General features: G+C 57.5%; 17 protein-coding genes. 13 read left to right on the top strand and 4 right to left on the bottom strand.

Annotation, left to right across the window (positions count from 1 at the left end):
• The first annotated feature begins 196 nt into the window (after positions 1-196).
• Entirely contained in the window at positions 197-1,225 is a 1,029-nt protein-coding gene (murB, locus tag FFS28_RS21470) for a UDP-N-acetylmuramate dehydrogenase (RefSeq protein WP_137903908.1), read from the top strand.
• Complete coding sequence (gene birA / locus FFS28_RS21465; protein WP_006178034.1) at positions 1,222-2,184, top strand: bifunctional biotin--[acetyl-CoA-carboxylase] ligase/biotin operon repressor BirA; 963 nt, start codon at positions 1,222-1,224, stop codon at positions 2,182-2,184. The genes murB and birA overlap by 4 nt, the downstream gene beginning before the upstream one ends.
• Positions 2,185-2,224: 40 nt before the next feature.
• Here birA and bcsG read toward each other — a convergent pair whose 3' ends face one another.
• From bcsG to bcsE, 3 genes are read right to left on the bottom strand one after another with little or no spacing between them, the layout of a single operon-like run.
• The gene (bcsG, locus tag FFS28_RS21460; protein WP_137903907.1) at positions 2,225-3,904 is read right to left on the bottom strand and encodes a cellulose biosynthesis protein BcsG; all 1,680 of its coding nucleotides are present in this window, start codon (positions 3,902-3,904) and stop codon (positions 2,225-2,227) included.
• On the bottom strand, positions 3,897-4,091 hold the full coding sequence (gene bcsF / locus FFS28_RS21455) for a cellulose biosynthesis protein BcsF (RefSeq protein WP_137903906.1): 195 nt from the start codon (positions 4,089-4,091) through the stop codon (positions 3,897-3,899). Before bcsF ends, bcsG begins: the two co-directional genes overlap by 8 nt.
• A complete protein-coding gene (gene bcsE, locus FFS28_RS21450) occupies positions 4,088-5,647 on the bottom strand; it encodes a cellulose biosynthesis c-di-GMP-binding protein BcsE (protein ID WP_137903905.1) in 1,560 nt (519 codons plus the stop codon). The genes bcsF and bcsE overlap by 4 nt, the downstream gene beginning before the upstream one ends.
• A gap of 172 nt (positions 5,648-5,819) precedes the next feature.
• On the opposite strand from bcsE, the gene bcsR reads away from it, so the two are divergent.
• From bcsR to FFS28_RS21405, 9 genes are all read left to right on the top strand, one after another.
• Positions 5,820-6,008 (top strand): cellulose biosynthesis protein BcsR, encoded by a 189-nt coding sequence (gene bcsR, locus FFS28_RS21445; RefSeq protein ID WP_006178030.1) that lies wholly within the window; start codon positions 5,820-5,822, stop codon positions 6,006-6,008.
• An 11-nt stretch (positions 6,009-6,019) separates the two neighbouring features.
• Positions 6,020-6,772, top strand: a complete 753-nt coding sequence (gene bcsQ, locus FFS28_RS21440; RefSeq protein WP_137903904.1) for a cellulose biosynthesis protein BcsQ — start codon at positions 6,020-6,022, stop codon at positions 6,770-6,772.
• Entirely contained in the window at positions 6,769-9,384 is a 2,616-nt protein-coding gene (bcsA, locus tag FFS28_RS21435; protein WP_137903903.1) for a UDP-forming cellulose synthase catalytic subunit, read from the top strand. The genes bcsQ and bcsA overlap by 4 nt, the downstream gene beginning before the upstream one ends.
• 10 nt (positions 9,385-9,394) lie before the next feature.
• Entirely contained in the window at positions 9,395-11,839 is a 2,445-nt protein-coding gene (bcsB, locus tag FFS28_RS21430; RefSeq protein ID WP_137903902.1) for a cellulose biosynthesis cyclic di-GMP-binding regulatory protein BcsB, read from the top strand.
• Between the two features lie 6 nt (positions 11,840-11,845).
• On the top strand, positions 11,846-12,952 hold the full coding sequence (gene bcsZ / locus FFS28_RS21425; RefSeq protein WP_137903910.1) for a cellulose synthase complex periplasmic endoglucanase BcsZ: 1,107 nt from the start codon (positions 11,846-11,848) through the stop codon (positions 12,950-12,952).
• Positions 12,934-16,416, top strand: a complete 3,483-nt coding sequence (gene bcsC, locus FFS28_RS21420; RefSeq protein WP_137903901.1) for a cellulose synthase complex outer membrane protein BcsC — start codon at positions 12,934-12,936, stop codon at positions 16,414-16,416. Before bcsZ ends, bcsC begins: the two co-directional genes overlap by 19 nt.
• A gap of 119 nt (positions 16,417-16,535) precedes the next feature.
• Positions 16,536-18,542 (top strand): biofilm formation regulator HmsP, encoded by a 2,007-nt coding sequence (gene hmsP, locus FFS28_RS21415; protein ID WP_212743984.1) that lies wholly within the window; start codon positions 16,536-16,538, stop codon positions 18,540-18,542.
• Between the two features lie 157 nt (positions 18,543-18,699).
• Positions 18,700-19,986, top strand: coding sequence for a dicarboxylate/amino acid:cation symporter (locus tag FFS28_RS21410; protein WP_006178023.1), 1,287 nt, complete (start codon positions 18,700-18,702; stop codon positions 19,984-19,986).
• 227 nt (positions 19,987-20,213) lie between these two features.
• Positions 20,214-21,707 carry a M16 family metallopeptidase gene (locus FFS28_RS21405; RefSeq protein ID WP_137903900.1) on the top strand — a complete coding sequence of 498 codons (1,494 nt, stop codon included), beginning with the start codon at positions 20,214-20,216 and terminating at the stop codon, positions 21,705-21,707.
• Positions 21,708-21,749: 42 nt separating this feature from the next.
• Here the strand turns inward: FFS28_RS21405 and kdgK are convergent, their stop codons facing one another.
• Entirely contained in the window at positions 21,750-22,679 is a 930-nt protein-coding gene (gene kdgK / locus FFS28_RS21400) for a 2-dehydro-3-deoxygluconokinase (RefSeq protein ID WP_137903899.1), read from the bottom strand.
• A gap of 230 nt (positions 22,680-22,909) precedes the next feature.
• Between kdgK and pdeH the strand changes: the two genes are divergently transcribed.
• Positions 22,910-23,683, top strand: a complete 774-nt coding sequence (gene pdeH, locus FFS28_RS21395) for a cyclic-guanylate-specific phosphodiesterase (RefSeq protein ID WP_006178019.1) — start codon at positions 22,910-22,912, stop codon at positions 23,681-23,683.
• Positions 23,684-23,749: 66 nt separating this feature from the next.
• A complete protein-coding gene (locus FFS28_RS21390) occupies positions 23,750-25,792 on the top strand; it encodes an AsmA family protein (protein WP_137903898.1) in 2,043 nt (680 codons plus the stop codon).
• Positions 25,793-25,910 lie beyond the last annotated feature (118 nt).

Genomic DNA, 25,910 nt, shown 5'->3' with positions numbered 1-25,910 from the left:
AACGCCGTAGCGCCGATGGTAGTGTGGGGTCTCCCCATGTGAGAGTAGGGAACTGCCAGGCATCAAACAAGTGAAGAGGCCATCCGGAAGGATGGCCTTTTTGCGTTTTTGTACCCCAAAACCTCTCCACAAACTAATCCCCCAATTTCCTGCATATACGGTAAACTATCACCGTTTTTGCATCAGGATAGCGTCTATGAACCACTCCCTTAAGCCCTGGAATACCTTTGGCATTCAACGCAATGCTAATCAAATTGTACGTGCCGAGAGTGCTCAGCAACTGCTGGAAGCATGGCAAAACGCAGCAGAAAACGGTGAACCCGTACTTATTCTGGGCGAAGGAAGTAATGTCCTGTTTCTCGATGATTTTGCGGGAACGGTTATCGTCAACCGCATCATGGGAATTGATGTTAAAGAGTGCGCCGACAGCTGGCATCTGCACGTCGGGGCCGGCGAAAACTGGCACCATCTGGTGCAATACACCCTTGAACAAGGCATGCCGGGTCTCGAAAACCTTGCGCTCATTCCCGGTTGTGCCGGATCGTCACCGATTCAAAATATTGGTGCGTACGGTATCGAGCTAAAACACGTCTGCGAATATGTCGACTGCCTCGAGCTGGCGACCGGAAACGCCCTGCGTTTGACCGCAGAGCAGTGCCGTTTTGGCTATCGGGACAGTATTTTCAAGCATGAATACCAGGATCGCTACGTGATTGTGGCCGTAGGTCTTCGTCTGGCGAAAGCGTGGACGCCCGTTCTGACCTACGGTGATTTAACCCGTCTCGATCCCGCGACCGTCACCGCCCGGGAAGTCTTTGATTCAGTCTGCCATATGCGGATGACAAAACTGCCTGATCCGAAAGTGAACGGTAATGCGGGCAGTTTCTTCAAAAACCCGGTTATCAGCGGCGAAACGGCGAAAGCTTTCCTGGCAGGCTGGCCAACGGCACCCCATTATCCACAGGCGGATGGCAGCGTGAAGCTGGCTGCTGGCTGGCTTATCGATCAATGTGAACTAAAAGGCACGTCGGTGGGCGGTGCTGCCGTTCATCGTCAGCAGGCGCTGGTACTGATCAATCAAAGCAATGCGACCAGTGAAGACGTGGTCAAGCTTGCTCATCATGTTCGCCAGCGTGTGGGCGAGAAATTCAACGTCTGGCTCGAGCCCGAAGTGCGCTTTATTGGTCGCATGGGTGAAGTCAGCGCCGTGGAGACAATTGCGTGAAGGATAATACTGTTCCCTTAACCCTGATCGGCATTCTGGCTGACGGAGAGTTTCACTCTGGCGAGCAGCTGGGCGAGCAGTTGGGCATGAGCCGCGCCGGTATTAATAAACATATCCAGACGCTCCGCGACTGGGGGGTCGATGTGTTCACCGTGCCCGGCAAAGGCTACAGCCTGCCGGAGCCTATCCAGCTCCTGAATGAAGAGGCGATCCGTAGCCAGATTGGTCAGGGAAAGGTCGCCGTCCTGCCGGTAATCGATTCCACCAACCAATACCTGCTGGATCGCCTGGGCGATCTCGACTCGGGTGATGCCTGCGTGGCGGAATATCAGCAGGCCGGGCGGGGCCGCCGTGGGCGCAAATGGTTCTCTCCTTTTGGTGCCAACCTCTACCTGTCGATGTACTGGCGTCTTGAGCAAGGGCCTGCCGCCGCTGTCGGCCTGAGCCTGGTGATTGGGATTGTGATGGCCGAAGTGCTTCACGATCTGGGTGCCGATAAAGTGCGGGTCAAATGGCCGAACGATCTCTATCTCGACGATCGTAAACTGGCGGGTATCCTGGTTGAATTAACCGGTAAAACCGGCGATGCCGCGCAGATTGTGATTGGCGCTGGCCTGAATATGGTCATGCGTAACGTGCAGAGTGATGTGGTGAATCAGGCCTGGACCAACCTGCAGGAAGCGGGGATCACCATCGATCGTAATACTCTCGCCGTACGCATGATAAAAGAGCTGCGCAGTTCCCTGACGCTCTTTGAGCAGGAAGGTTTAACGCCGTTCCTGTCGCGTTGGGAAAAGCTGGATAACTTTATCAACCGTCCGGTCAAACTGCTGATTGGCGAACGCGAGATCGTCGGAATTTCCCGGGGTATCAATGCACAGGGCGCGCTGCTCCTTGAACAAGACGGCGCGATCAAGCCCTGGGTGGGCGGTGAAATCTCGCTGCGAAGCGCAGAATAAAAAAAGGGAGCCGGTTGGCTCCCTTTTTAGTTGTACGTCGTTATTGCGGATAAGGAACCCAGTCCCCGCCGTTGAGACGAACATACGGTTTTTTCTGGTACTGGATCACCACCGCATTGGCGTTCTCCGATACCTCAGCCGTCTGCGGCAGATTGCTGGTAAGCTGATCCCAGTTCACGCTATCTTCCACAAACAGCTTGCCGTCGACCGCGCGGGCAACGATTTCTGAGATCGCCAGGTAGCTGCTTGGCTGCGTGATCTCAACCGGTGCGCCCTGGTGCGGTGCCTTCATGCCGATGAACTTAATCCCGGCAGGCACATTGGTGATGGACGGGCTTGGGATATCGCGCAGGCCGGACACCTGCATTCTGTCGCCCTTCAGCGCACCGCCGTGTTCTGGCACCACAACCACCATCACCTTACGGCCTGATTTTTCCAGCTCGGTTAAGAACGCGTCCAGCTCGTCAAAGAGCTTCTGCGCACGCACTTTATAATCCGCCGTTTTGCTCACGCCCGGGAAGTGGTTCCCGTCATGCAGCGGCAGGGTGTTATAGAACGTGGCGCTGCGTGGGTTCGTGTCTTTGTCGATGGTCTGAAGCCAGCGCTGCAGCACGGCGGCGTCGTCGTATACCGGCGAACCGTCAAAGCCCAGCAGTTGCACCGGCAGGCCGGTTTGATCCATCAGCGGGGCCTGCATTCCCCCTTGCTCACGCACCTCTTTCAGGAAGTTACCAAACTGACCGTTATGGCCGAGCATCAGGTGCTGCGTGAAGCCCAGCTTAGCCAGGTTATCAAACAGGTAACACTGGTTGCCCGCTGGCTGGTAAAGGTTTTTGTGCGATGGCTGACCGCAACTCGCACGCAGCAGACGAATGGCTGCCGGGCCGCTGTACGACGTGGCAGAGTTAAAATCTTTAAACTGGATGTCAAAGTGCGACCACAGCGGGTGCGACATCAACCCGGCGGCATCGACGTCGGCCCAGGACAGGGAACAGATGTTGATCACCAGCAGTTCAAACGGCTGAGCATCGGCAGGCAGCGCGTCCGGGAATTTGGTCTGACGCTTGTCTTCAGCCGTATAGAAACTTGAAAGCCAGTTATTCAGGTTCGCCGAGGTCGGCGGTGCCGTTTGCGCAGGGATATCACCTACCACCGGCGTGTCGCCCGCTGTCGCCACGGTAGCCGCCGCAGAGCCACCAGTGGTGGTGACCGTGGTGGTTGGCTGACCGGCTGGCCACAGGGAGAAGCTCGGGCCTGTCAGCGTCAGCACGTTAAGCCAGACCATAATCGCGACCACAAACACCGTGACGCGGATCCATTGTGACAGGAACAGCCAGGCGACCAGCAGCACGAACACTGCCCCAATCATCTCCCAGTTAATGAAACGCTCGGTCAGATCGAGAATATAGTCGGAACTAAAGCCCGCAACCTGCGAGCCCTGACTCATAATGCTTTCCGGGCCAGGCAGCCAGGTGTCATGCCAGAACAGACCAAACCCTATCGGAATAGCGATCCAGTGGCGTATACGGTGCAGCCTGACGTTGGGAATGGGCATCAGCAGGAATGCCATAAACACCAGGTTCAGCAGAGGGTGGAAATTAAGATAGCCTGCCCACAGCAGACCAAATTTCACCAGAAAGTAGAAGTTCCAGCCGGAAAGGCCGCGCCAGTATTGCCAGAGCGGCGATGGCGCCGACGTGGTATAGGTAGAATTAGTCATGTTTTCGGGTTGCCTTGACGTTCGGAGCTCGTGTCAGTGTTCCGGCGGGTTTAACGTAGCGAGGTTTTATAAACAGTATTCTGGCCGTATCGCGCATCCGACGCAGCGAATGACGCGCATAGTAGCCAAGCGGGAAAAATATCAGCGCACAGAGTATGACCAGCTGAAGGATATCGCTGATGCTCATTTTGATCCCTCCGGCTGCTCAGACAACAGACGCAGAGGTTCGGGAACCCGACGCCAGGTATGTCCGTCATGCTGCGCATTGAGGATCGGTTTGACACTCTTCGTCATCGGTAGCGGTTTTGACCATTGTTCCGGTTTCAGGGTACGCATCTGCACCAGTTCTGCGTTGATAAGATTATCTTCGAACCAAATCATGCGGTTAGAAAAAATATCCCCGGTTGGTAGCGGGAAGATGTGGTTAAGGGCCGTATCGAGATCGTTCACCCGACAGAAGGATAAAAACAGCACCAGGCGGTTATCCCCAATCGTCATGATGTCCCCCGTGCGGTTGGGCCGGCACAGGGTCAGCGCCTGTTCAACACGAATACCCGGCACCGGGCGCAGCGCGACCATCACGCCTTTGCCATCTGCCGGAAGCAGCGTGTTGCTCATCATATTGCTGACCGCATCGCAGAAGGTATCCCACTTTTGATAGCCACGCAGTTTCATCGGCTGGGTCATCGAAAGCAGGGTGCTGATATCTTCCGGAACGTGGCGGTTAAACTGCTGGCCCTGAATGCTTTCGATAAGCGTCAGGCAGCGTGAGAGCGGCGCATTCCAGGGCACGACCATATTGGCACCGCAGCCCAGAAGCAGCCGCTCATCGGTGGCGCGCAGGCTGGTATTGTTCTCACGCACGACGATTTTCAGTGCGCTTCCGCGCTGACGACGCAACGTGTGTATGTGTCTCGCCAGCGTTTCAATCTGGTTATTCTGCATTAATGAAAAAACAATGGTCGCTGCCTGCGTCGTGCGGGCTTCATTAAAGACCGCTTCATTTGTATCGTAGAGGGACCAGTTTTCCGAGAGCGCAGGCGCACCTTCTAATACCGCAACATGGCTGAGAATGCGTTTTTCATCGCTGCGCGGCTGCACCACCGCCGTTTCTTGTCGGGAGAGATGCCACTGACCGTCGATCTGTTTCAGGGTAAGTTGTTGGCGGGCGCTCACCCCTTTTTCATTGCACCAGAACGCAATATCGTAAAGATAACTGTCGGTCTGGTCACGGATACTTGCGAGACCGAAAAGGGAACGATATTGCGCCATTAAAAATGAAAAAAGCTTGTCATTATTACTGCCGGGGTTAATGACCAATACTGAACAGTTTCGATTTTTCGCCCATTTGTTGATTTTTTCTATCCACTGCACAATTTTTTGTGGGGATATATTTTGCAGCACGTTATTTGCGCATTTAAGTATCAGTAAATAGTGATCCGGATCAATGGTGCACTGAATATCACGGGGCAGGAAGTTCAGGCTTTCGGTTTCGGATGACATCGTAAATAGCCTTACCGTCTGTGGGCCATTATTTTCATCGAGCCTGATAACCTGTTTAGGATCGTCGCCCATGGTGATAACGGCAACGCGGGAATCCCCGCCCTGCGCGGCTACGGTCTGGTTTACCAGGCTTATGGCGTCTTCATTGCGCTCCGTATTAATCCACCAGACTCCACCGACTGGCATGTGGCTCAATTCGTCCCATAATGACTGGATGCCAATAGAAAATATGGAGTCCACGGTGTCCCTCTATCATCGAATTTATCTGTATCTCAGTTTACTAGCGAAAGCGTAGAAATAAACCTAACATTGAAATTAAAGAACATCAGATTTAGCATGTAAATGAAAATTCGCAGGCAGGAGGCTTCGCTTCATCTGATCCCGCGACTTTAATCAACGTGATGGAATAAAAATGCATAATAATGAACCCGGAACGCCGGTCGACAGTAGCCTGGGTTACACATTCCAAAATGATTTTCTGGCGCTCTCGCAGGCTTTTTCTTTGCCTGAAATTGATTACACCGATATTTCCCAGCGGGAACAACTGGCAGCGGCGATTAAACGCTGGCCGTTGCTGGCTGAGTTTGCCCAACAACAATAAGGGAGCCATTGATGGCCATACTCGGATTACAGGGCGTCCGTGGCGGTGTGGGTACAACATCCGTCACCGCGGCGCTGGCGTGGTCATTGCAACTACTGGGTGAATCGGTGTTGGTCATTGATGCCTGCCCCGACAATTTGCTGCGCATGTCGTTCAACGTCGACTTCCGCCATCAAGACGGCTGGGCGCGAGCATTTCTCGACGGTAAAGAGTGGCAGGACGCGGGCCTGCGTTACACCTCCCTGCTGGATCTGCTCCCCTACGGACAACTGACCGTTGCAGAACGCGAGAACGAAAATGCACATCAGCCCCTGCTTGCGCAGTTCAGCAACGCTTTGCAGCGTTTGAAAGAGCAGAGCCATTACCGCTGGATAGTGCTCGATCTGCCGCACGGTAGCGATCCGCTGACGCGCCAACTTATTACCCAGTGCGATCACGTGCTCTCCATTGTTAACGTTGATGCGAATTGCCATATCCGCCTGCATCAGCAGGCTCTGCCGGCGAATGCCCATATTCTGATCAACGATCTGCGCCTCAGCAGCCAGATCCAGGACGATCTGTACCAGATTTGGCTGCAAAGCCAGCGACGCCTTTTGCCGATGGTCATCCATCGTGATGAAGCCATGGCGGAGTGCCTTGCTTCCAAACAGCCGCTTGGCGAATACCGGAGCGATTCACTGGCGGCGGAAGAGATCCTGACGCTGGCGAACTGGTGCTTGCTGCACTACGCCGGGCGCGGGGAATCTGCCGGGAGTCCTGCATGATCCGCGTGTCCACCTGGCTACTCATACCGCCGGTCAGCGCGCGGTTGAGCGAGCGCTATCGTCATTATCGTCACCACGGCGCGTCGTCGCTAAGCGCTGCGCTTGGCTGTTTCTGGACGATCCTGGCCTGGCTGTTCATTCCGCTGGAACACCCCCGCTGGCAGCGCATTCGCGCGCGGCACGGGGAGCTTTATCCGCACATTAATCCTGACAGGCCGCGCCCCCTGGACCCGGCGCGTTACGCCATTCAGGCGCTCTGGCTGGTGGCAACTGCACCCGTATCAGATAAGAAAACGCCGCACTGGCGCAGCTTTAGCCGGGTGCAGAATTTCCGCGAGCGCTATCACCGCTGGCTGGACAGGCTGCCCGAGCGCGTGGGCGACAGGACCAGCCATCTGGACGATCATAAAGAGCTCGGGCATCTGCATCCGGGCTTGCGTCGTTTTATCCTCGGCTTAATTGTCGTCTTCTCGCTGATTCTGGCACTGGTCTGTATTACGCAGCCCTTTAACCCGTTGGCGCAGTTCACCTTCCTGATCCTGCTCTGGGGCGTGGCGCTGCTGGTCCGGCGTATTCCGGGGCGGTTCTCGGCCCTGATGCTGATCGTGCTGTCGCTGACCGTCTCCTGCCGCTACATCTGGTGGCGCTACACCTCAACGCTTAACTGGGATGACCCGGTAAGCCTGGTGTGCGGCCTGGTGCTGCTGTTTGCTGAAACCTATGCGTGGATTGTGCTGGTGCTGGGGTATTTCCAGGTGGTCTGGCCGCTGAATCGTCAGCCGGTACCGCTGCCGAAAGACACGACCCAGTGGCCATCGGTCGATCTCTTCGTGCCGACCTATAACGAAGACCTGAGCGTGGTAAAAAATACTATCTACGCCGCGCTGGGTATCGACTGGCCGAAGGACAAGCTCAAAATCTGGATCCTTGATGACGGCGGCCGGGCGGAGTTTCGTCAGTTTGCGGAAGAGGTGGGGGTGGAATACATCGCCCGTACTACGCACGAACACGCCAAAGCCGGGAACATCAACAACGCGCTGAAGTATGCCAAAGGGGAGTTTGTCTCCATCTTTGACTGCGACCACGTCCCGACGCGCTCGTTCCTGCAGATGACCATGGGCTGGTTCCTGAAAGAGAAAGAGCTGGCGATGATGCAGACGCCGCACCACTTCTTCTCGCCGGATCCGTTTGAACGCAACCTCGGGCGCTTCCGTAAAACCCCGAACGAAGGCACCCTGTTCTACGGCCTGGTACAGGACGGGAACGATATGTGGGACGCCACCTTCTTCTGCGGCTCGTGCGCGGTTATCCGCCGTAAGCCGCTGGATGAAATTGGCGGCATTGCCGTTGAGACGGTCACCGAAGATGCTCACACCTCGCTGCGCCTGCACCGTCGCGGCTATACCTCGGCCTATATGCGTATTCCGCAGGCGGCCGGTCTGGCAACGGAGTCGCTTTCTGCGCATATCGGCCAGCGTATCCGCTGGGCGCGCGGCATGGTGCAGATTTTCCGCCTTGATAACCCGCTAACGGGGAAAGGGCTGAAGCTGGCGCAGCGCCTGTGCTACGTCAACGCCATGTTCCACTTTTTATCCGGCATTCCGCGGCTCATCTTCCTGACCGCGCCGCTGGCGTTCCTGCTCTTGCACGCCTATATCATCTACGCGCCTGCGCTGATGATCGCGCTCTTTGTGCTGCCGCATATGATCCACGCCAGCCTGACCAACTCGAAGATTCAGGGCAAATACCGCCACTCGTTCTGGAGTGAAATCTACGAAACGGTGCTGGCCTGGTATATCGCGCCGCCCACCATGGTGGCGCTGATTAACCCGCACAAAGGCAAGTTTAACGTCACCGCCAAAGGCGGGCTGGTGGAAGAGGAGTACGTCGACTGGGTGATCTCCCGTCCGTATATCTTCCTTGTGCTGCTCAACATCGTAGGCGTGATTGCCGGTATCTGGCGTTACTACTACGGCCCGGAAAACGAAATCCTGACGGTGTTCGTCAGCGTGGCATGGGTGTTCTACAACCTGATTATCCTTGGCGGCGCGGTGGCCGTTTCGGTCGAGAGCAAGCAGGTCCGTCGCGCGCACCGCGTCGAGATCAGCATGCCGGCAGCCATTGCCCGTGAAGATGGTCACCTCTTCTCCTGTACCGTGCATGACTTCTCTGACGGGGGACTCGGGATCAAGATCAACGGGCAGGCGAAAGTGCTGGAGGGGCAGAAGGTCAACCTGCTGCTCAAACGCGGCCAGCAAGAGTATGTCTTCCCGACGCAGGTGGCCCGTGTGTCAGGAAATGAAGTCGGTCTGCAGCTGATGCCGCTGACCAAGAAGCAACACATCGATTTTGTGCAGTGTACGTTTGCTCGCGCGGATACGTGGGCGCTCTGGCAGGACAGCTTCCCGGAAGATAAACCTCTGGAAAGCCTGCTGGATATTCTGAAGCTGGGGTTCCGTGGCTATCGTCACCTTGCAGAATTTGCCCCGTCGTCGGTGAAATTAATTTTCCGGTCACTTACTTCGCTGATTTCCTGGGTCGTGTCGTTCATTCCGCGTCGACCCGAGCGAAATGAAGCGAAGCAGGTGGACCCGGTTATGGCTCAACAATGATGATAACGCGATGAAAACTAAACTTTCCTGGTTATGTGCAGTGGCAATGGGGATGAGTGCGCTTCCCGCAACAGTGGCTAACGCCGCGCCGGATAATGCTGCGGCGACGCCGGCTCCCACGGTTCCCGTCGTCGCGCAGGCGACCGACCCCGTCGTGACCGCGGCGCCAGGGCAAACGGAAAACGTTGTCCCGAATCAACCGACCGAGGGGAACACCCTGCCGGTAAACCAGAACGGGGCGCAGGCTGCAACACCGGTGGTCGGGCAGGTGATGCCGGGCGTACCGGGAGCCAACGCGCCCGTCGTGGCGGATAACGTTCCGTCACGTGACGTGAAGCTGACCTTTGCGCAAATTGCGCCGCCTCCGGGCAGCATGGTGCTTCGTGGCACCAACCCTAAGGGTGGCGTTGAGTTCGGCATGCGCAGCGATGAAGTGGTCTCTCAGGCGGTGCTGAACCTTGAGTACACGCCGTCGCCCTCGCTGCTGCCGGTACAGTCACAGCTGAAAGTTTATCTGAATGACGAGCTGATGGACGTTCTGCCGGTCACCAAAGAGCAGTTGGGTAAGAAAACCCAGGCTCAGGTGCCGATCAACCCGCTGTTCATCACCGATTTCAACCGCGTGCGTCTGGAGTTTGTCGGCCACTACCGCGACGTCTGTGAAAACCCCTCCAGCAGTACCCTGTGGATGGACGTGGGGCGGAACTCATCGCTGCAGATGACCTACCAGTCACTGGCGCTGAAAAACGATCTTTCTGCTTTCCCGGTCCCGTTCTTCGATCCGCGCGACAACCGTCAGCTAACGCTGCCGATGGTCTTTGCCGGTTCCCCTGACGTGACGGAACAGCTGGCGGCGACTATTGTGGCCTCGTGGTTTGGTTCCCGCTCCGGCTGGCGCGGTCAGAGCTTCCCGGTCATGTACGATAAAATGCCGGACAAAAACGCCATCGTGTTTGCCACTAACGCTAAACGCCCGGCCTTCCTGCGTGACCACCCGGACGTAAAAGCCCCGACGGTTGAGATGATGAACCACCCGGATAACCCTTACGTGAAGCTGCTGGTGGTGTTTGGTCGTGATGACAAAGACCTGGTGCAGGCAGCCAAAGGGATTGCCCAGGGGAACATCCTGTTTCGTGGCAGCAGCGTAGTGGTGGATGAGGTGAAGCCGCTGCTGGCGCGTAAGCCATACGATGCGCCGAATTGGGTGCGTACCGATCGCGCCATCACCTTCGGCGAGCTGAAAACCTATGAAGAGCAGCTGCAGTCCTCCGGGCTGGAGCCGTCGCCGGTCAATCTGTCGCTGAACCTGCCGCCGGATCTCTATCTGCTGCGCACCAACGGTATTGATATCAATCTGAAATACCGCTACACCGCGCCCGCGACCAAAGACAGCTCGCGCATGGACATCAGCCTGAACAACCAGTTCCTGCAGTCCTTCAGCCTGGCCAGCAACCAGGAGACCAACCAGCTAATGCTGCGCCTGCCGGTGCTGCAGGGGCTGTTGGATGGCAAAACCGACGTCTCGATCCCGGCTCTGAAGCTGGGCGCGATCAACCAGCTGCGCTTTGACTTCCAGTACGTGAACCCGATGCCTGGCGGCTCGGTGGAGAACTGCATTTCCTTCCAGCCGGTGGAGAATCATGTGGTGATTGGCGACGAGTCAACCATCGACTTCTCGACGTTCTATCACTTCCTCGCCATGCCGGACCTGCGGGCCTTCGCCAACGCCAGCTTCCCGTTCAGCCGTATGGCCGATCTCTCTGAATCCATTGTCGTTGTGCCAAAAACGCCAAACGAAGCGCAGGTCTCCACGCTGCTGGACACCATGGCGTCCGTGGGCGCACAGACCGGCTTACCGGCGATAAACGTCACCCTGACCGACGATGGCAGCCAACTGCAGAACAAAGATGCTGACATCATGGTGATCGGCACCATCCCGGACAAGCTGAAGGATGACAAACGCGTCGACCTGCTGGTGCAGGCCACCCAGTCCTGGGTGAACACCCCGCTGCGCCAGACCGACTTCCCGAGCATTATGCCGGATGACAATGGCCGTCAGGCTGGGGCGCAGACCGCCATTACGTCGCAAGGCCCGATGGCGGCAATTGTGGGCTTCCAGTCGCCGTATCACGACCAGCGTAGCGTGATTGCGCTGCTGGCGGACAGCCCGCGCGGGTATGAACTGCTCAACAACGCCATGAACGACAGTGGTAAACGTGCTGCGATGTTTGGCTCGGTGGCCGTCATTCGTGAATCCGGCGTCAACAGCCTGCGCGTTGGGGATATTTACTATGTCGGGCATCTGCCGTGGTTTGAGCGTCTGTGGTATGCGCTGTCGAACCATCCGGTGCTGCTGGCCATTCTGGCCGCCGTCAGCGTCGTGCTGCTGGCGTGGGTGCTGTGGCGTCTGCTGCGTATCATCAGCCGTCGTCGCCTGAACCCGGATCGTGAGTAAGTTGTGATGAAAGCCTTACGCTGGTACGTATTCGCCGCGATGATGCTGGCGGTGACGGATCTCCGCGCCGCCTGCACCTGGCCCGCCTGGGAGCAGTTCAAACAGGACTACATGAGCGAAGGCGGGCGCGTCATTGATCCCAGTGACGCGCGCAAAATCACCACCTCGGAGGGGCAAAGCTACGGATTATTCTTTGCCCTTGTCGCCAACGACCGTAAAGCGTTCGACCAACTGCTGGCGTGGACGCGCGACAACCTGGCCGAAGGCGATTTAACGCAGCACCTGCCCGCCTGGCTGTGGGGGCAGAAGAACAAAGAGACCTGGGCGGTCATCGACGATAACTCCGCGTCGGACGCTGATATCTGGATCGCCTGGTCGCTGCTGGAGGCGGGGCGGTTGTGGAAAAATCCTGACTATACCCGCACCGGCAACGCGCTGCTTGAGCGCATCGCCCGTGTGGAAGTGGTGAAAGTGCCGGGGCTTGGCTCCATGCTGCTGCCGGGAAAAGTCGGCTTTGCCGAAGAGAACGCCTGGCGTTTTAACCCCAGCTATCTCCCGCCGCAGCTGGCAAGCTACTTCACCCGTTTTGGCACCCCCTGGACGACACTACGTGAAACCAACCTGCGCCTGCTGCTGGAGACGGCACCCAAAGGCTTCTCCCCGGACTGGGTGCAGTACCAGAAAAGCAAAGGCTGGCAGCTAAAACAGAGCACCTCCCTTGTGGGGAGCTATGATGCGATTCGCGTTTACCTGTGGGCAGGCATGATGAACGATAAAGACCCGCAGAAAGCCCGGCTGCTGGCGCGCTTCCAGCCGATGGCGGCGACAACCGCTAAACAGGGTTTGCCCCCGGAAAAAGTCGACATCGCGACGGGGAAACGAACGAATGACGGCCCGGTCGGGTTTTCGGCCGCTCTGCTGCCCTTTTTGCAAAATCGCGATGCGCAAGCGGTTCAACGTCAGCGCGTGGCCGATCGTTTTCCCGATAACAACGCCTATTACAGCTATGTACTGACCCTCTTCGGACAAGGGTGGGATCAGCACCGTTTTCGCTTCACCGCACAGGGTGAATTAATACCGGATTGGGGCCAGGAATGCGCAAGTTCACAGTAAATCTACTCAGTTTATCGCTTGGCCTGGCGCTCATGCCGATGGCTCAGGCCGCCAACTCGCCGCAGCAGCAGTTGCTGCTGGAGCAGGTGCGCCTGGGTGAATCGATGCAACGTGAGGATCTGGTCCGCCAGTCGCTGTATCGCCTCGAGCTTATCGATCCCAACAATCCGGATGTCATTGCCGCCCGCTTGCGTTACCTGCTGCGACAGGGTGATACCGGCGCTGCGCAAAAAGCGCTGGACCGCCTGAAGGACATTGCCCCTGGTTCCGGCGCCTACCAGTCTTCCCGCAATGCGATCCTGCTCTCCACGCCGGACGGGCGTCAGGCACTCCAGCAGGCCCGCCTGCTGGCCTCGACCGGCCATACCCAGGAGGCGATTGCTGCCTATGACAAACTCTTTTCCGGTAACCCGCCGGGCGCCGAGCTGGCTTCCGAATACTGGAACGTGGTGGCGAAAGATCCGGCCCGCCGCAATGCGGCCATTAACCAGCTGAAAAAAATCAATGCCGATAATCCGGGGAATACCCAGCTTCAGGCCGCGCTGGCGCAGCTGCTTTTCCAGACTGAACGCCGCGACGAAGGTTTCGCGGTCCTCCAGGAGATGGCGAAATCCAACAGCGGTCGCGGCCAGGCGTCGGATATGTGGTATGAGCAGATCAAAGATCGGCCCACCAGCGCGGCCAGCGTCAGCGAGCTACAGAAATACCTGAGCGTGTTTAGCGACGGCGATAGCGTCACGGCTGCGCGTTCTCAGCTGGAAGCCCAGCAAAAACAGCTCGCGGATCCGACCTTCCGTGCCAAAGCCGAAGGGCTGGCCGCCGTAGATGCCGGACAGGGCAGCAAAGCTGTTGCCGAACTGCAAAAGGCCGTCAGCGCGAATCATACTGACAGCGAAGCCATTGGCGCGCTGGGGCAGGCCTATTCCCAGAAAGGCGATCGCACCCGCGCGGTGGCGCAGTTCGAAAAAGCGATTGCGCTCGACCCGCAGAGTGATAACCGGGGCAAATGGGACAGCCTGCTGAAAGTCAACCGCTACTGGTTGCTGATCCAGCAGGGCGATGCCGCCCTGAAAGCTAACGATACCGCGCAGGCGGAGCGCTTTTACCAGCAGGCGCGTAACATCGACAATACCGACAGCTATGCGGTGCTGGGCCTGGGCGATGCCGCCACGGCGCGTAACGATAACGCAGCGGCTGAGCGTTACTATCGCCAGGCGTTGCGCATGGACAGCGGGAACAGCAACGCGGTGCGCGGTCTTGCCAGGCTCTACCGCGCGCAGTCCCCGGAAAAGGCGGCGGAATTTATTCAGTCTCTCTCTGCCAGCCAGCGTCGCAGTATTGATGATATCGAGCGCGGGCTGACCAATGACCGTTTGTCCGCCCAGGCGGAGCAGCTGGAAAACGAAGGGAAATTCGCGCAGGCTGCGGACATTCAGCGCCGTCGTCTGGCGCTCTCGCCGGGCGACGTGTGGATCACCTATCGTCTCTCACGCGATCTCTACAGCGCCGGGCAGCACGGCCAGGCGGATAACCTGATGCGCCAGCTCGCCAGCCAGAAACCGGGCGACCCGGAGCAGGTGTACGCCTACGGCCTGTACCTCTCCGGTAACAATCAGGATCGCGCCGCGCTGGCCCATCTCGACACGCTGCCGCGTGATAAATGGAACGGAAACATTCAGGAGCTGGCGGATCGCCTGCAAAGCGATCAGGTGCTGGAAACGGCAAACCGCCTGCGCGACAGCGGAAAAGAGCAGGAGGCCGAGACCCTGCTTCGCCAGCAGCCGACCTCCACGCGTATCGATCTTACGCTGGCAGACTGGGCGCAGCAGCGCGGCGACAACGCTACAGCAAAAACCGCCTACGGCACCGTTTTACAACGCGAGCCGCAAAACGAGGACGCACTTCTGGGGTTGACCGAAGTGTATATTGCCGAAGGCGATCGGCAGGCAGCGCGCGCCGAACTGGCAAAACTGCCTGCCACAGAAAACGGCCAGCCGCGCTCGCTTAACGTGCAGCGTCGGGTCGCTATGGCGCAGGCAGGGCTGGGTGACACTGCGGCGGCAGACCAGACCTTCAGCAAATTGATCCCGCAGGCGACGTCTCAGCCGCCGTCAATGGAGAACGCGCTGGTGTTACGTGATGCCGCGCGTTTTCAGGCGCAGAACGGCCAGCCTCAGCAGGCGCTGGAGACCTATAAAGATGCGATGGTCTCATCCGGCGTAACCACCACGCGTCCGGCGGACAACGACAGCTTTACCCGCCTCACGCGTAACGACGAAAAAGATGACTGGCTGAAGCGCGGCGTGCGCAGCGATGCCGGTGATTTATACCGTCAGCAGGATCTTAACGTGACACTGCAGCACGACTACTGGGGCTCCAGCGGCACGGGAGGCTATTCCGATCTGAAAGCGCATACCTCCATGTTGCAGGTTGATGCGCCGTTGTCAGACGGTCGGATGTTCTTCCGAAGCGATCTGGTCAACATGGACGCCGGTTCATTTGCCACCACTAACGGCACCTACGATCCAAAATGGGGTACCTGTGCCGAAACGCCGTGCAGCGGCAATACCAACCAGTCGGCAAACGGGGCCAGCGTGGCCGTGGGCTGGCAGAATAAAACCTGGGCGTGGGACATCGGCACCACCCCGATGGGCTTCGACGTGGTAGACGTGGTCGGCGGCCTGAGCTACAGCAGCGATCTGGGGCCGATTGGCTACACCCTGAATGCCCATCGTCGCCCGATCTCCAGCTCGATGCTGGCCTTTGCCGGGCAGAAAGATACCAACACCGGCACCACCTGGGGCGGCGTTCGCTCAACCGGTGGCGGCGTTAGCATTAGCTATGACAAAGGCGAGGCGAACGGCGTCTGGTCGAGCCTGAACGTCGACAGCCTGACCGGCAAAAACGTTGAAGATAACTGGCGCGTGCGCTGGATGACCGGCTATTACTACAAATTAATCAATGAAAACAATGAGCGCCTGACGGTTGGCGTCTCTAACATGGTATGGCATTACGATAAAGATCTGAGTGCCTATACGCTGGGACAGGGCGGTTACTATAGCCCGAAGGAGTATGTCTCGTTCGCGCTGCCGGTGACCTGGCGTAAGCGCACCGAGAACTGGTCCTGGGAGCTGGGCGGCTCTGTCTCCTGGTCGCATTCGAAAACGGATGATGTGATGCGTTATCCGCAGCAGGGGTTAATCCCCACCAATGAGCCGGGCCGCTATACTGACCGGGGCGAGATGGAAACCGGGAGCAGCTCCTCCGGCACGGGTTATACCGCTCGCGCCATTATTGAGCGCCGCGTCACGTCCAACTGGTTCGTCGGCATGGGCGTGGATATTCAGGAAGCGAAAGACTATACCCCGAGTCATGCACTGCTTTACGTGCGCTATTCTGCCGCAGGCTGGCAGGGCGATATGGACTTACCGCCTCAGCCGCTCACGCCGTATGCGGACTGGTAATCGGATTTTACTTAATCCATTTGTAAGTCTCTCTTAAAAGCATAGCAATCGGGTATACTCAGGCGCACCGGGTTCACTCCCTGGTGCGCCCTGCGCTTCGAGTTTTGTGGAGAGTCATTTTGCGTGTCAGCCGTTCACTAACGATCAAACAGATGGCGATGGTTTCTGCCGTCACATTGCTGTTTGTCTTCCTTTTTTGCGTCATTTTGCTGTTTCATTCCGTACAGCAGAATCGCTATAACACGGCTTCGCAATTAGAAAGCATCGCCCGCTCGGTACGCGGCCCGCTCTCCTCGTCGATTCTGAAAGGGGATATCCCCGAAGCGGAAACCATTTTAAAACGCATTCAGCCTGCCGGTATCGTCAGCCGGGCGGATGTGGTCTTGCCGAACCAGTTCCAGGCGCTGCGGATGAGCTTTATCCCTGAACGACCCGTCCCGATGATGGTGATGCGCATGTTTGAGCTGCCGGTCCAAATCTCGCTGCCGATTTACTCTCTCGAACGCCCGGCCAACCCCCAGCCGTTAGCCTATCTGGTACTGCAGGCGGACTCCTACCGCATGTATAAGTTCGTCATGAGCTGGGTCGCTACGTTAGTAACTACTTACTTACTTTTGACGCTGATGCTGAGTGTAGCGCTGACCTGGTGCATCAACCGGCTGATTGTGCACCCGCTACGCCGCATTGCCCGCGAGCTTAACGATTTATCCCCACAGGACCAGGTCGGGCACCAGCTTGAGCTGCCGCGTCTTCACCATGACGACGAGATTGGCATGCTGGTGCGCAGCTACAACATCAACCAGCAGCGCGTGATGCGCCACCAGGCCGAGCTGAACAGCAGTGCTACCCGCTTCCCGGTCTCTGATCTGCCGAACAAAGCCTTCCTGATGGCGATGTTAGAGCAGACGGTGGCGCGCCAGCAGACGACTGCGCTAATGGTCGTGGCCTGTGAAACGTTGCAGGACACCGCGGGCGTGCTCAAAGAGAGCCAGCGTGAAATGCTGCTGCTGACGCTGGTGGAGAAGGTAAAATCGGTGCTCTCGCCGCGCATGGTGCTGACGCAGGTAAGCGGCTATGACCTGGTCATCATCGCCCACGGCGTGAAAGAGCCGTGGCACGCCGTTACGTTAGGTCAGCAAGTACTCACTGTTATTAATGAGCGGCTGCCGATTCAGGGCATTCAGCTGCGCCCAAGCGCGAGCATCGGGATTGCGATGTTCTATGGCGACCTGACGGCGGAACAGCTTTACCGTCGCGCCGTGTCGGCGGCCTTCACCGCCCGCCGTAAAGGCAAAAACCAGATCCAGTTCTTCGACCCGGAACAGATGGAAAAAGCCCAGCAGCGCCTGACGGAAGAGAGCGACATTCTGACGGCGCTGGATAACCGCCAGTTTGCCGTCTGGCTACAGCCGCAGGTGAATTTACTCACGGGCGAGGTGAAAAGCGCCGAAGCGCTGTTACGCGTCCAGCAGCCGGACGGCGCATGGGAGCTGCCGGAGGGGCTGATCGAGCGTATCGAGTCCTGCGGGCTGATGGTCACGGTCGGTTACTGGGTACTGGAAGAGTCGTGTCGCCAGCTGGCGGCGTGGCAGGAGCGGGGCATTACCTTGCCGCTGTCGGTGAATGTCTCGGCGTTACAGCTGATGCACCCGACCATGGTCTCGGAGGTGCTGGAGCTGATCCACCGCTACCGGCTCCAGCCTGACACCCTGATTCTTGAAGTGACCGAGAGCCGCCGCATTGACGATCCTAACGAAGCGGTCGCTATCCTCAAGCCGTTGCGTAATGCCGGTGTCCGCATTGCGCTGGACGATTTTGGCATGGGCTACGCCGGGCTGCGCCAGCTTCAGCACATGAAAACGCTGCCGGTAGACGTCCTGAAGATCGACAAAACCTTTGTCGACGGGCTGCCAAACGACAGCAGCATGGTGCAGGCCATCATTCAGATGGCGCGCAGCCTCAATCTGCATGTGATTGCCGAGGGCATCGAGACCGAGGCCCAGCGTCGCTGGCTGGCAGACGCGGGCGTAGAGGGAGGACAAGGCTTCCTGTTTGGCCGCGCCGTGCCATCCGACGCCTTCGAAGAACGCTATCTTTCTGACGCTGACCGCCCCGCAAACCTGTAATTTGTTGCTGGCTTGTGCGAGCCAGCTCAAATTTCTTAACATTTGTGTTTCAAATTTGAACCTGTTTATTTCTGTCCTGTTATGTGGGTGTTATTTTAAAGCCGCAGGTTAACCATAACCTTACAAAGCCTGTGGTTTTTCTTCCCAAGGACACCCTATGAAAACCTCGATCTTCAAGAGCCTTTACTTTCAGGTCCTGACGGCCATCGCAGTCGGTATTCTGCTTGGTCACTACTACCCTGAACTCGGCGCACAAATGAAACCGCTTGGCGACGCGTTCGTTAAGCTCATCAAAATGATCATCGCCCCGGTCATATTCTGTACGGTGGTGACCGGCATCGCTGGCATGGAGAGCATGAAGGCGGTTGGCCGCACTGGCGCCGTGGCGTTACTCTATTTCGAAGTGGTCAGTACCATTGCTCTGATCATTGGTCTGATTATTGTGAATGTGGTGCAGCCCGGCGCAGGCATGAACGTTGACCCGGCCACGCTGGATGCCAAAGCGGTGGCGATTTACGCCGAGCAGGCGAAAGATCAGGGCGTGGTCGCCTTCCTGCTGGACGTGATCCCGAGCAGCGTCATCGGCGCGTTCGCCAGCGGCAATATCCTTCAGGTTCTGCTGTTTGCCGTGCTGTTTGGCTTTGCCCTGCATCGCCTGGGCAGCAAAGGCCAAATCATCTTCAACGTGATTGAAAGCTTCTCGCAGGTCATCTTTGGCATCATCAACATGATCATGCGTCTGGCACCCATCGGGGCCTTTGGTGCCATGGCCTTTACCATCGGTAAATACGGTGTCGGCACGCTGGTGCAGCTTGGCCAGCTGATTATCTGCTTCTACATCACCTGTATTCTGTTCGTGGTGGTGGTGCTGGGGTCAATCGCGCGCGCAGCAGGTTTTAATATCTTCAAGTTTATCCGCTACATCCGCGAAGAGCTGCTGATTGTGCTGGGCACCTCCTCGTCCGAATCGGCGCTGCCGCGCATGCTGGATAAGATGGAAAAACTGGGCTGCCGGAAGTCGGTGGTGGGGCTGGTGATCCCGACGGGTTACTCCTTCAACCTGGATGGCACGTCCATTTACCTGACGATGGCCGCGGTGTTTATCGCCCAGGCAACCAACAGCCACATGGATATCTTCCATCAGATCACCCTGCTGGTGGTGCTCCTGCTGTCTTCAAAAGGGGCGGCAGGCGTGACGGGCAGCGGGTTTATCGTGCTGGCGGCAACCATCTCTGCGGTGGGTCACTTGCCGGTGGCGGGTCTGGCGCTGATCCTCGGTATCGACCGCTTTATGTCTGAAGCCCGCGCCTTAACCAACCTGGTGGGCAACGGTGTCGCGACCGTCGTGGTGGCTAAGTGGGTGAAAGAGCTGGATCACAAAAAGCTCGACGATACGTTAAATAATCGCCCTGCCGAAGACAAAACCCCAGGTTTATCCTCCTGATATCTTAGCAATTGCCCGCATTCCCTTGTCGGAATGCGGGCGTCTGCGCATAATACCCCCTACATACCTGTCATAATTCGACAAAATTTTTTTTGGGTATATTTCACTTCGAACCGTGACGTTTCGAAGAACACGCGGTCTAATCCTCGTGTTTTCATCGTCATCTTTAAAGAGTGCTCACGTCACGAGATGCTCGTTTTAACCAGGAATGTTGATCAGGGGTTCACATGCAGGGCACAAAAATTCGACTCTTAACCGGCGGTTTGCTGATGATGGCAGCAGCCAGTTATGTGCAGGCAGATGCGCTCCAGCCAGACCCGGCCTGGCAACAAGGAACGTTAGCGAATGGGTTTCAGTGGCAGGTGCTCGCCACGCCACAACGCCCCAGCGATCGCGTTGAAATCCGTCTGTCGGTGAACACCGGCTCCCTCACAGAAAGCACCCAGCAGACCGGTTTCAGCCATTTTATTCCCCGACTGGCGCTCACCCAGAGCGGCAGTTTACAAGCGGTTCAGGTGCGTTCAATGTGGCAGCAAGCCATTGATCCCAAACGCCCGCTTCCACCGGCCGTGGTCTCTTATGACTACACCATGTTTAACCTGAGCCTGCCTAATAACCGTAACGATCTGCTGAAAGAATCGCTTACCTGGCTTGCGGACGCTACCGGCAAGCTGGCAATCACGCCTGAGACCATTAACTACGCGCTGAGCAACAGCGACATGGTCGCCACCTGGCCTGCGGATACCAAAGAGGGCTGGTGGCGCTATCGCCTGAAAGGCTCAACGCTGCTGGGCCATGACCCGGCCGAGCCGCTCAAGCAGCCAGTTGATATTGAGCAGGTTAAATCCTTCTACCAGCAGTGGTATACCCCGGACGCGATGACCCTCATTGTGGTCGGCAACGTTGACAGCCGCGCGGTAGTGGAGCAGATCAACAAGGCCTTTGGCGATCTGAAAGGCAAACGCGAAACCCCTGCGCCGGTGCCTACGCTCTCGCCGCTGCGGGCCGCGCCGGTCAGCATTATGACGGATACCGTGCGTCAGGACCGCCTGTCAATCATGTGGGATACCGCCTGGCAGCCTATCCGCGAATCCGCCGCGCTGCTGCGCTACTGGCGTGCCGATCTGGCCCGTGAGGCGCTGTTCTGGCATGTTCAGCAGACGCTCAGCAAAAACAACGTGAAGAACATCGGCCTGGGCTTTGATTGCCGCGTGCTGTTCCAGCGCGCGCAGTGCGCCATCAACGTCGAATCTCCGGGTGACAAGCTGAACGCCAATCTGGGCGTGGTGGCGAAGGAACTGGAGAAAGTGCGCAAAGATGGGCTGCCGGAAGAGGAGTTCAACGCCCTGGTCGCGCAGAAATCCCTTGAGTTGCAGAAGCTGTTTGCCACCTACGCCCGCGCGGATACCGACATCCTGATCAGCCAGCGTATTCGCTCGCTGCAAAACCAGGTGGTGGATATCGCGCCGGAGCAGTACCAGAAGCTGCGTCAGGACTTCCTCAGCGGGCTTACCGTCGATATGTTGAACCAGGATCTGCGCCAGCAGCTATCGCAGGATATGGCGTTAATTCTGATGCAGCCGAAAGGCGAGCCGGAGTATGACATGAAGGAGTTGCAGGCGACCTGGAATGGCATTATGGCCCCTGTGGCCCCGACCGCACAGCCTGTGCCAGCGGACGATCTCCATCAGGATGCTACCGACATCCCGCAAGGGCAGTAACGCAGCAGAAGGAAAGGGTGCGGGCGTTCGCCCGCACCGTTGTTATGCAGGCATCGCCTCGCGTGGAATGATGGCGCCACGATACTGAATCACCGTGCTTGCCGTCAGGTGTCCGCGCCGGGCAGCCGCTTCCGGCGTACCGCCCGTCAGACGTACCGCCAGATACCCCGCGCTAAATGAATCTCCCGCGGCGGTGGTGTCGATCACTTTCTCTTTATCTAATTTCACTGCTGGCACCTCAACCACGGCGTCACCCGCCACCGAGACCAGGCACGCGTCCGCGCCACGTTTAATCACCACTTCGTTCACGCCTGCGGCATGCGTACGGGCAATCACCTCGTCGACCGGTTTTTCGCCCCACAGGGCATCTTCATCATCCAGCGTCAGGAAGGCGATATCGGTGCATGCCAGCATCTGCTGGTAGACCTGCTGTGTCTCTTCGCGGCTGGCCCACAGGCGAGGGCGATAGTTGTTATCGAAAATCACTTTTCCGCCGTTGGCACGGCATTCGTGCAGCAGGGAAAACAGCTTTTCCCGGCTGGTGGGGCTGAGGATGGCCAGGCTGATGCCGCTCAGGTAGAGATAATCAAAGGTGGCCAGCTCTTCGCAGATGGCGGCTGCGGCATCGCTCTCCAGCCAGAATTTCGCCGCCGCTTCGTTGCGCCAGTAATAGAACGTGCGCTCGCCGGTGCTGTCGGTTTCGATGTAGTACAGCCCCGGCAGGCGGTTTTCCATGCGCTGGATGAGCGCAGTATCAACATTTTCACTCTGCCAGGCGTCCAGCATTTGCTGGCTGAAGCTGTCCGTGCCCAGGGCGGTAACGTAGTTAACGCTGAGCGCGTCTGCAGCAGCCTGACGGGCAATATAGACGGCAGTGTTTAAGGTATCGCCACCAAAACCGCGGCTAACATCCGCTCCTTTTTGTGACAGCTCAATCATGCATTCGCCAATCACGGCAATTTTTTTGGACATAGTCGTGAACCTGAACAGAGTATTTACCAGCAGTGTGCGCTGAGTGGATTATGTGGTCAACTATATTAAAACGTCGTTCCATTAATTTTCATGAGCCAGCGCGTGTTCCTTGAAATTTCTGTCATCTTAATTTCATCTTCCCGGTGCGCTGAACATAAAGTTCTCAATGGCCGCGCCGATAACTCAGTGACGAGTCCAGAAAAGCCATCCCATACAACAGGACATCTGAAATGAAGTCAGAGCAGGTTATCCAGCGGCTGAGCACTACGCCTGAGGCAAGTATCGAGAACTTGCAGGAGCATCGCTACTGGCTGCAATGTGAGCGAACATACACCTATCAGCCCATCTATCGCACCGATGGACGCCTGATGGCGATTGAGATTTTGACGGTGGTCACGCACCCCTCAAATCCGTCGCAACGTATCGCGCCGGACCGCTATTTTGCGGAGGTGGCCGTGCGCCAGCGCATCGACGTGCTGGAAGAGCAACTGGAAATGCTGGCAACGAAGCAGGCTTTCTTCGAGCGCCACGGCATCCTGGCATCGGTGAACGTGGATGGCCCCACCCTGATGGCGCTGCGCCAGAATAAGACGCTGCAGGAGCTGATTGCCCGCCTGCCGTGGATGCGCTTCGAGCTGGTGGAGCACGTCCGTCTGCCGCAGGACTCCTCGTTTGCCTCAATGTGTGAATTTGGCCCGCTGTGGCTGGATGATTTCGGCACCGGCATGGCAAACTTTTCTGCGCTGAGCGAAGTGCGTTATGACTACATCAAAGTCGCGCGTGACCTCTTTATCATGCTGCGCCAGACGCCGGAAGGGCGAAACCTGTTTACGCTTCTCCTGCAACTGATGAACCGCTACTGCCAGGGCGTAATTGTCGAAGGTGTTGAGACGCTGGAAGAGTGGCGCGACGTGCAAAATTCCCCGGCTGCCGCAGCGCAAGGCTATTTCCTCTCTCGCCCGGTCCCGATGGATACCCTGGAAAACGTGATTACCCACCTCTGATCCGACCCTTTCCCTTTGTCTGTTCTATAGTTTTAGAGGCAAGGTCATTCAGGAAAGGGGACTAAAATGACAAAAACAACCAGGGTTATCGCCTGGACAGCAGGGATTTTCTTGTTGTTGATCGTGGTCGCAATCATCATTATCGCCACGTTCGACTGGAACCGCCTCAAACCGACCATCAACCAGAAAGTCTCAACCGAGCTGAATCGCCCCTTCGCAATACGCGGCGATCTGGGCGTGGTGTGGGAACGCCAGAAAGAGGAAACCGGCTGGCGAAGCTGGGTTCCCTGGCCGCACGTTCATGCGGATGACATTATCCTGGGTAACCCACCGGATATTCCGGAGGTCACCATGGTTCATCTGCCCCGCGTAGAAGCCACCCTGGCGCCGCTAGCGCTCCTGACCAAAACGGTGTATCTGCCGTGGATCAAGCTTCAGCAGCCTGATGCGCGCCTGATCCGTCTCTCTGAAAAAAACAATAACTGGACGTTCAACCTCGCCAGCAGCGAGGAGAAAGATCCCAATGCTCAGCCGTCGGCGTGGTCTTTCCGCCTTGATAATATTCTCTTCGATCGCGGGCGGATCGCCATCGACGATAAGGTCAGCAAAGCGGCCGTGGAGATCCTGGTCGATCCGCTGGGCAAACCGCTGCCGTTTAGCGAAGTGACGGGCAGTAAAGCGAAAGGGGACAAGGCGAAGGCGGGCGATTACGTCTTCGGCCTGACCGCGAAAGGGCGCTACAACGGCCAGCCGCTGACGGGTAAAGGGAAAATCGGCGGGATGCTGGCGTTGCGCAGTGAAGGCACACCGTTCCCGGTACAGGCAGACTTCCGCTCCGGGAATACGCGCGTGGCGTTCGTCGGAACGGTTAACGACCCCATGAAGATGGGCGGCGTCGACCTACAGCTGAAGTTCGCTGGCGATTCCCTGGGCGAACTGTATGACCTCACCGGCGTGCTGCTGCCGGATACCCCACCGTTTGAAACCGACGGGCATCTGGTGGCGAAAATCGACACCGAGAAAGCGTCGGTCTTCGATTACCGCGACTTCAATGGCCGCATCGGTGACAGCGATATTCACGGTTCTCTCACCTACACCACCGGCAAACCGCGCCCGAAACTTGAGGGCGATATGGAATCCCGCCAGCTGCGTCTGGCCGATCTGGGGCCGCTGATTGGCGTCGACTCCGGCAAAGGCACGAAGTCTAAAGAGGTGAAGAAAGATCTTCAGCCTGCGGGCAAAGTGCTGCCGTACGACCGCTTCGAAACCGATAAGTGGGATGTGATGGACGCGGATGTGCGCTTCAAGGGCAAGAAAATCGAGCACGGCAGCACCCTGCCGATAAGCAATCTCTCCACCCACATCATCCTCAAAAATGCCGATCTGCGCCTGCAGCCGCTGAAGTTCGGCCTGGCGGGCGGGACCATCTCGTCGAACATCCATCTTGAAGGCGATAAAAAGCCGATGCAGGGGCGGGCGGATATTCAGGCGCGTCGGCTGAAGCTGAAAGAGCTGATGCCAAACGTCGAGCTGATGCAGAAAACCCTGGGTGAGATGAACGGTGACGCCGATATCCGCGGCGTGGGGAACTCCGTTGCCGCGCTGCTGGGCAGCAGTAACGGTAACCTGAAACTGCTGATGAACGACGGGCTGGTCAGCCGCAACCTGATGGAGATCCTCGGGCTGAACGTCGGTAACTTCATCATCGGGCAAATTTTTGGCGACGATGAGGTGCGTGTGAACTGCGCGGCGGCGAATCTGGACCTGGTGAACGGTGTGGCGCGTCCGCAGATCTTTGCCTTCGACACCGAGAATGCGGTGATTAACGTGACCGGTACGGCCAGCATGGCCTCTGAGCAGCTGGATTTGACCATCAATCCAGAGAGTAAAGGGTTCCGTATCATCACCCTGCGTTCACCGCTGTACGTGCGCGGCACCTTTAAAAACCCGCAGGCGGGGGTGAAAGCCGGGCCGCTGATTGCTCGTGGTGCGGTTGCCGCAGCGCTCGCCACGCTGGTGACGCCTGCCGCGGCGCTGCTGGCGTTGATCTCGCCATCAGAAGGGGATGCGAACCAGTGTCGGACGATACTGTCGCAGATGAAGAAGTAACAACCCCCTCTCCCACTGTACAGTCCGGGGACATAGCAGACAGGTGTTCGGGGACATGGTGAACACTTTTTAACATCCTTTACCCATGGTGATCGACTTTTTCTTCAGGTCGATCACC

Origin of the sequence: Enterobacter sp. 2VL (genome assembly GCF_005503595.1) — a bacterium.
Classification (GTDB): domain Bacteria; phylum Pseudomonadota; class Gammaproteobacteria; order Enterobacterales; family Enterobacteriaceae; genus Enterobacter; species Enterobacter cancerogenus.
Note: the sequence above shows the minus strand (reverse complement) of the source record. Positions and strands in the feature narration are given on the sequence as shown.

Excerpts from the sequence above, each read along its gene's own strand:
- murB (WP_137903908.1), top strand. The coding sequence starts at position 197 with ATGAACCACTCCCTTAAGCCCTGGAATACCTTTGGCATTCAACGCAAT.
- bcsG (WP_137903907.1), bottom strand. The coding sequence starts at position 3,904 with ATGACTAATTCTACCTATACCACGTCGGCGCCATCGCCGCTCTGGCAA.
- bcsF (WP_137903906.1), bottom strand. The coding sequence starts at position 4,091 with ATGAGCATCAGCGATATCCTTCAGCTGGTCATACTCTGTGCGCTGATA.
- bcsR (WP_006178030.1), top strand. The coding sequence starts at position 5,820 with ATGCATAATAATGAACCCGGAACGCCGGTCGACAGTAGCCTGGGTTAC.
- bcsQ (WP_137903904.1), top strand. The coding sequence starts at position 6,020 with ATGGCCATACTCGGATTACAGGGCGTCCGTGGCGGTGTGGGTACAACA.
- bcsA (WP_137903903.1), top strand. The coding sequence starts at position 6,769 with ATGATCCGCGTGTCCACCTGGCTACTCATACCGCCGGTCAGCGCGCGG.
- bcsB (WP_137903902.1), top strand. The coding sequence starts at position 9,395 with ATGAAAACTAAACTTTCCTGGTTATGTGCAGTGGCAATGGGGATGAGT.
- bcsZ (WP_137903910.1), top strand. The coding sequence starts at position 11,846 with ATGAAAGCCTTACGCTGGTACGTATTCGCCGCGATGATGCTGGCGGTG.
- bcsC (WP_137903901.1), top strand. The coding sequence starts at position 12,934 with ATGCGCAAGTTCACAGTAAATCTACTCAGTTTATCGCTTGGCCTGGCG.
- FFS28_RS21410 (WP_006178023.1), top strand. The coding sequence starts at position 18,700 with ATGAAAACCTCGATCTTCAAGAGCCTTTACTTTCAGGTCCTGACGGCC.
- FFS28_RS21405 (WP_137903900.1), top strand. The coding sequence starts at position 20,214 with ATGCAGGGCACAAAAATTCGACTCTTAACCGGCGGTTTGCTGATGATG.
- kdgK (WP_137903899.1), bottom strand. The coding sequence starts at position 22,679 with ATGTCCAAAAAAATTGCCGTGATTGGCGAATGCATGATTGAGCTGTCA.
- pdeH (WP_006178019.1), top strand. The coding sequence starts at position 22,910 with ATGAAGTCAGAGCAGGTTATCCAGCGGCTGAGCACTACGCCTGAGGCA.
- FFS28_RS21390 (WP_137903898.1), top strand. The coding sequence starts at position 23,750 with ATGACAAAAACAACCAGGGTTATCGCCTGGACAGCAGGGATTTTCTTG.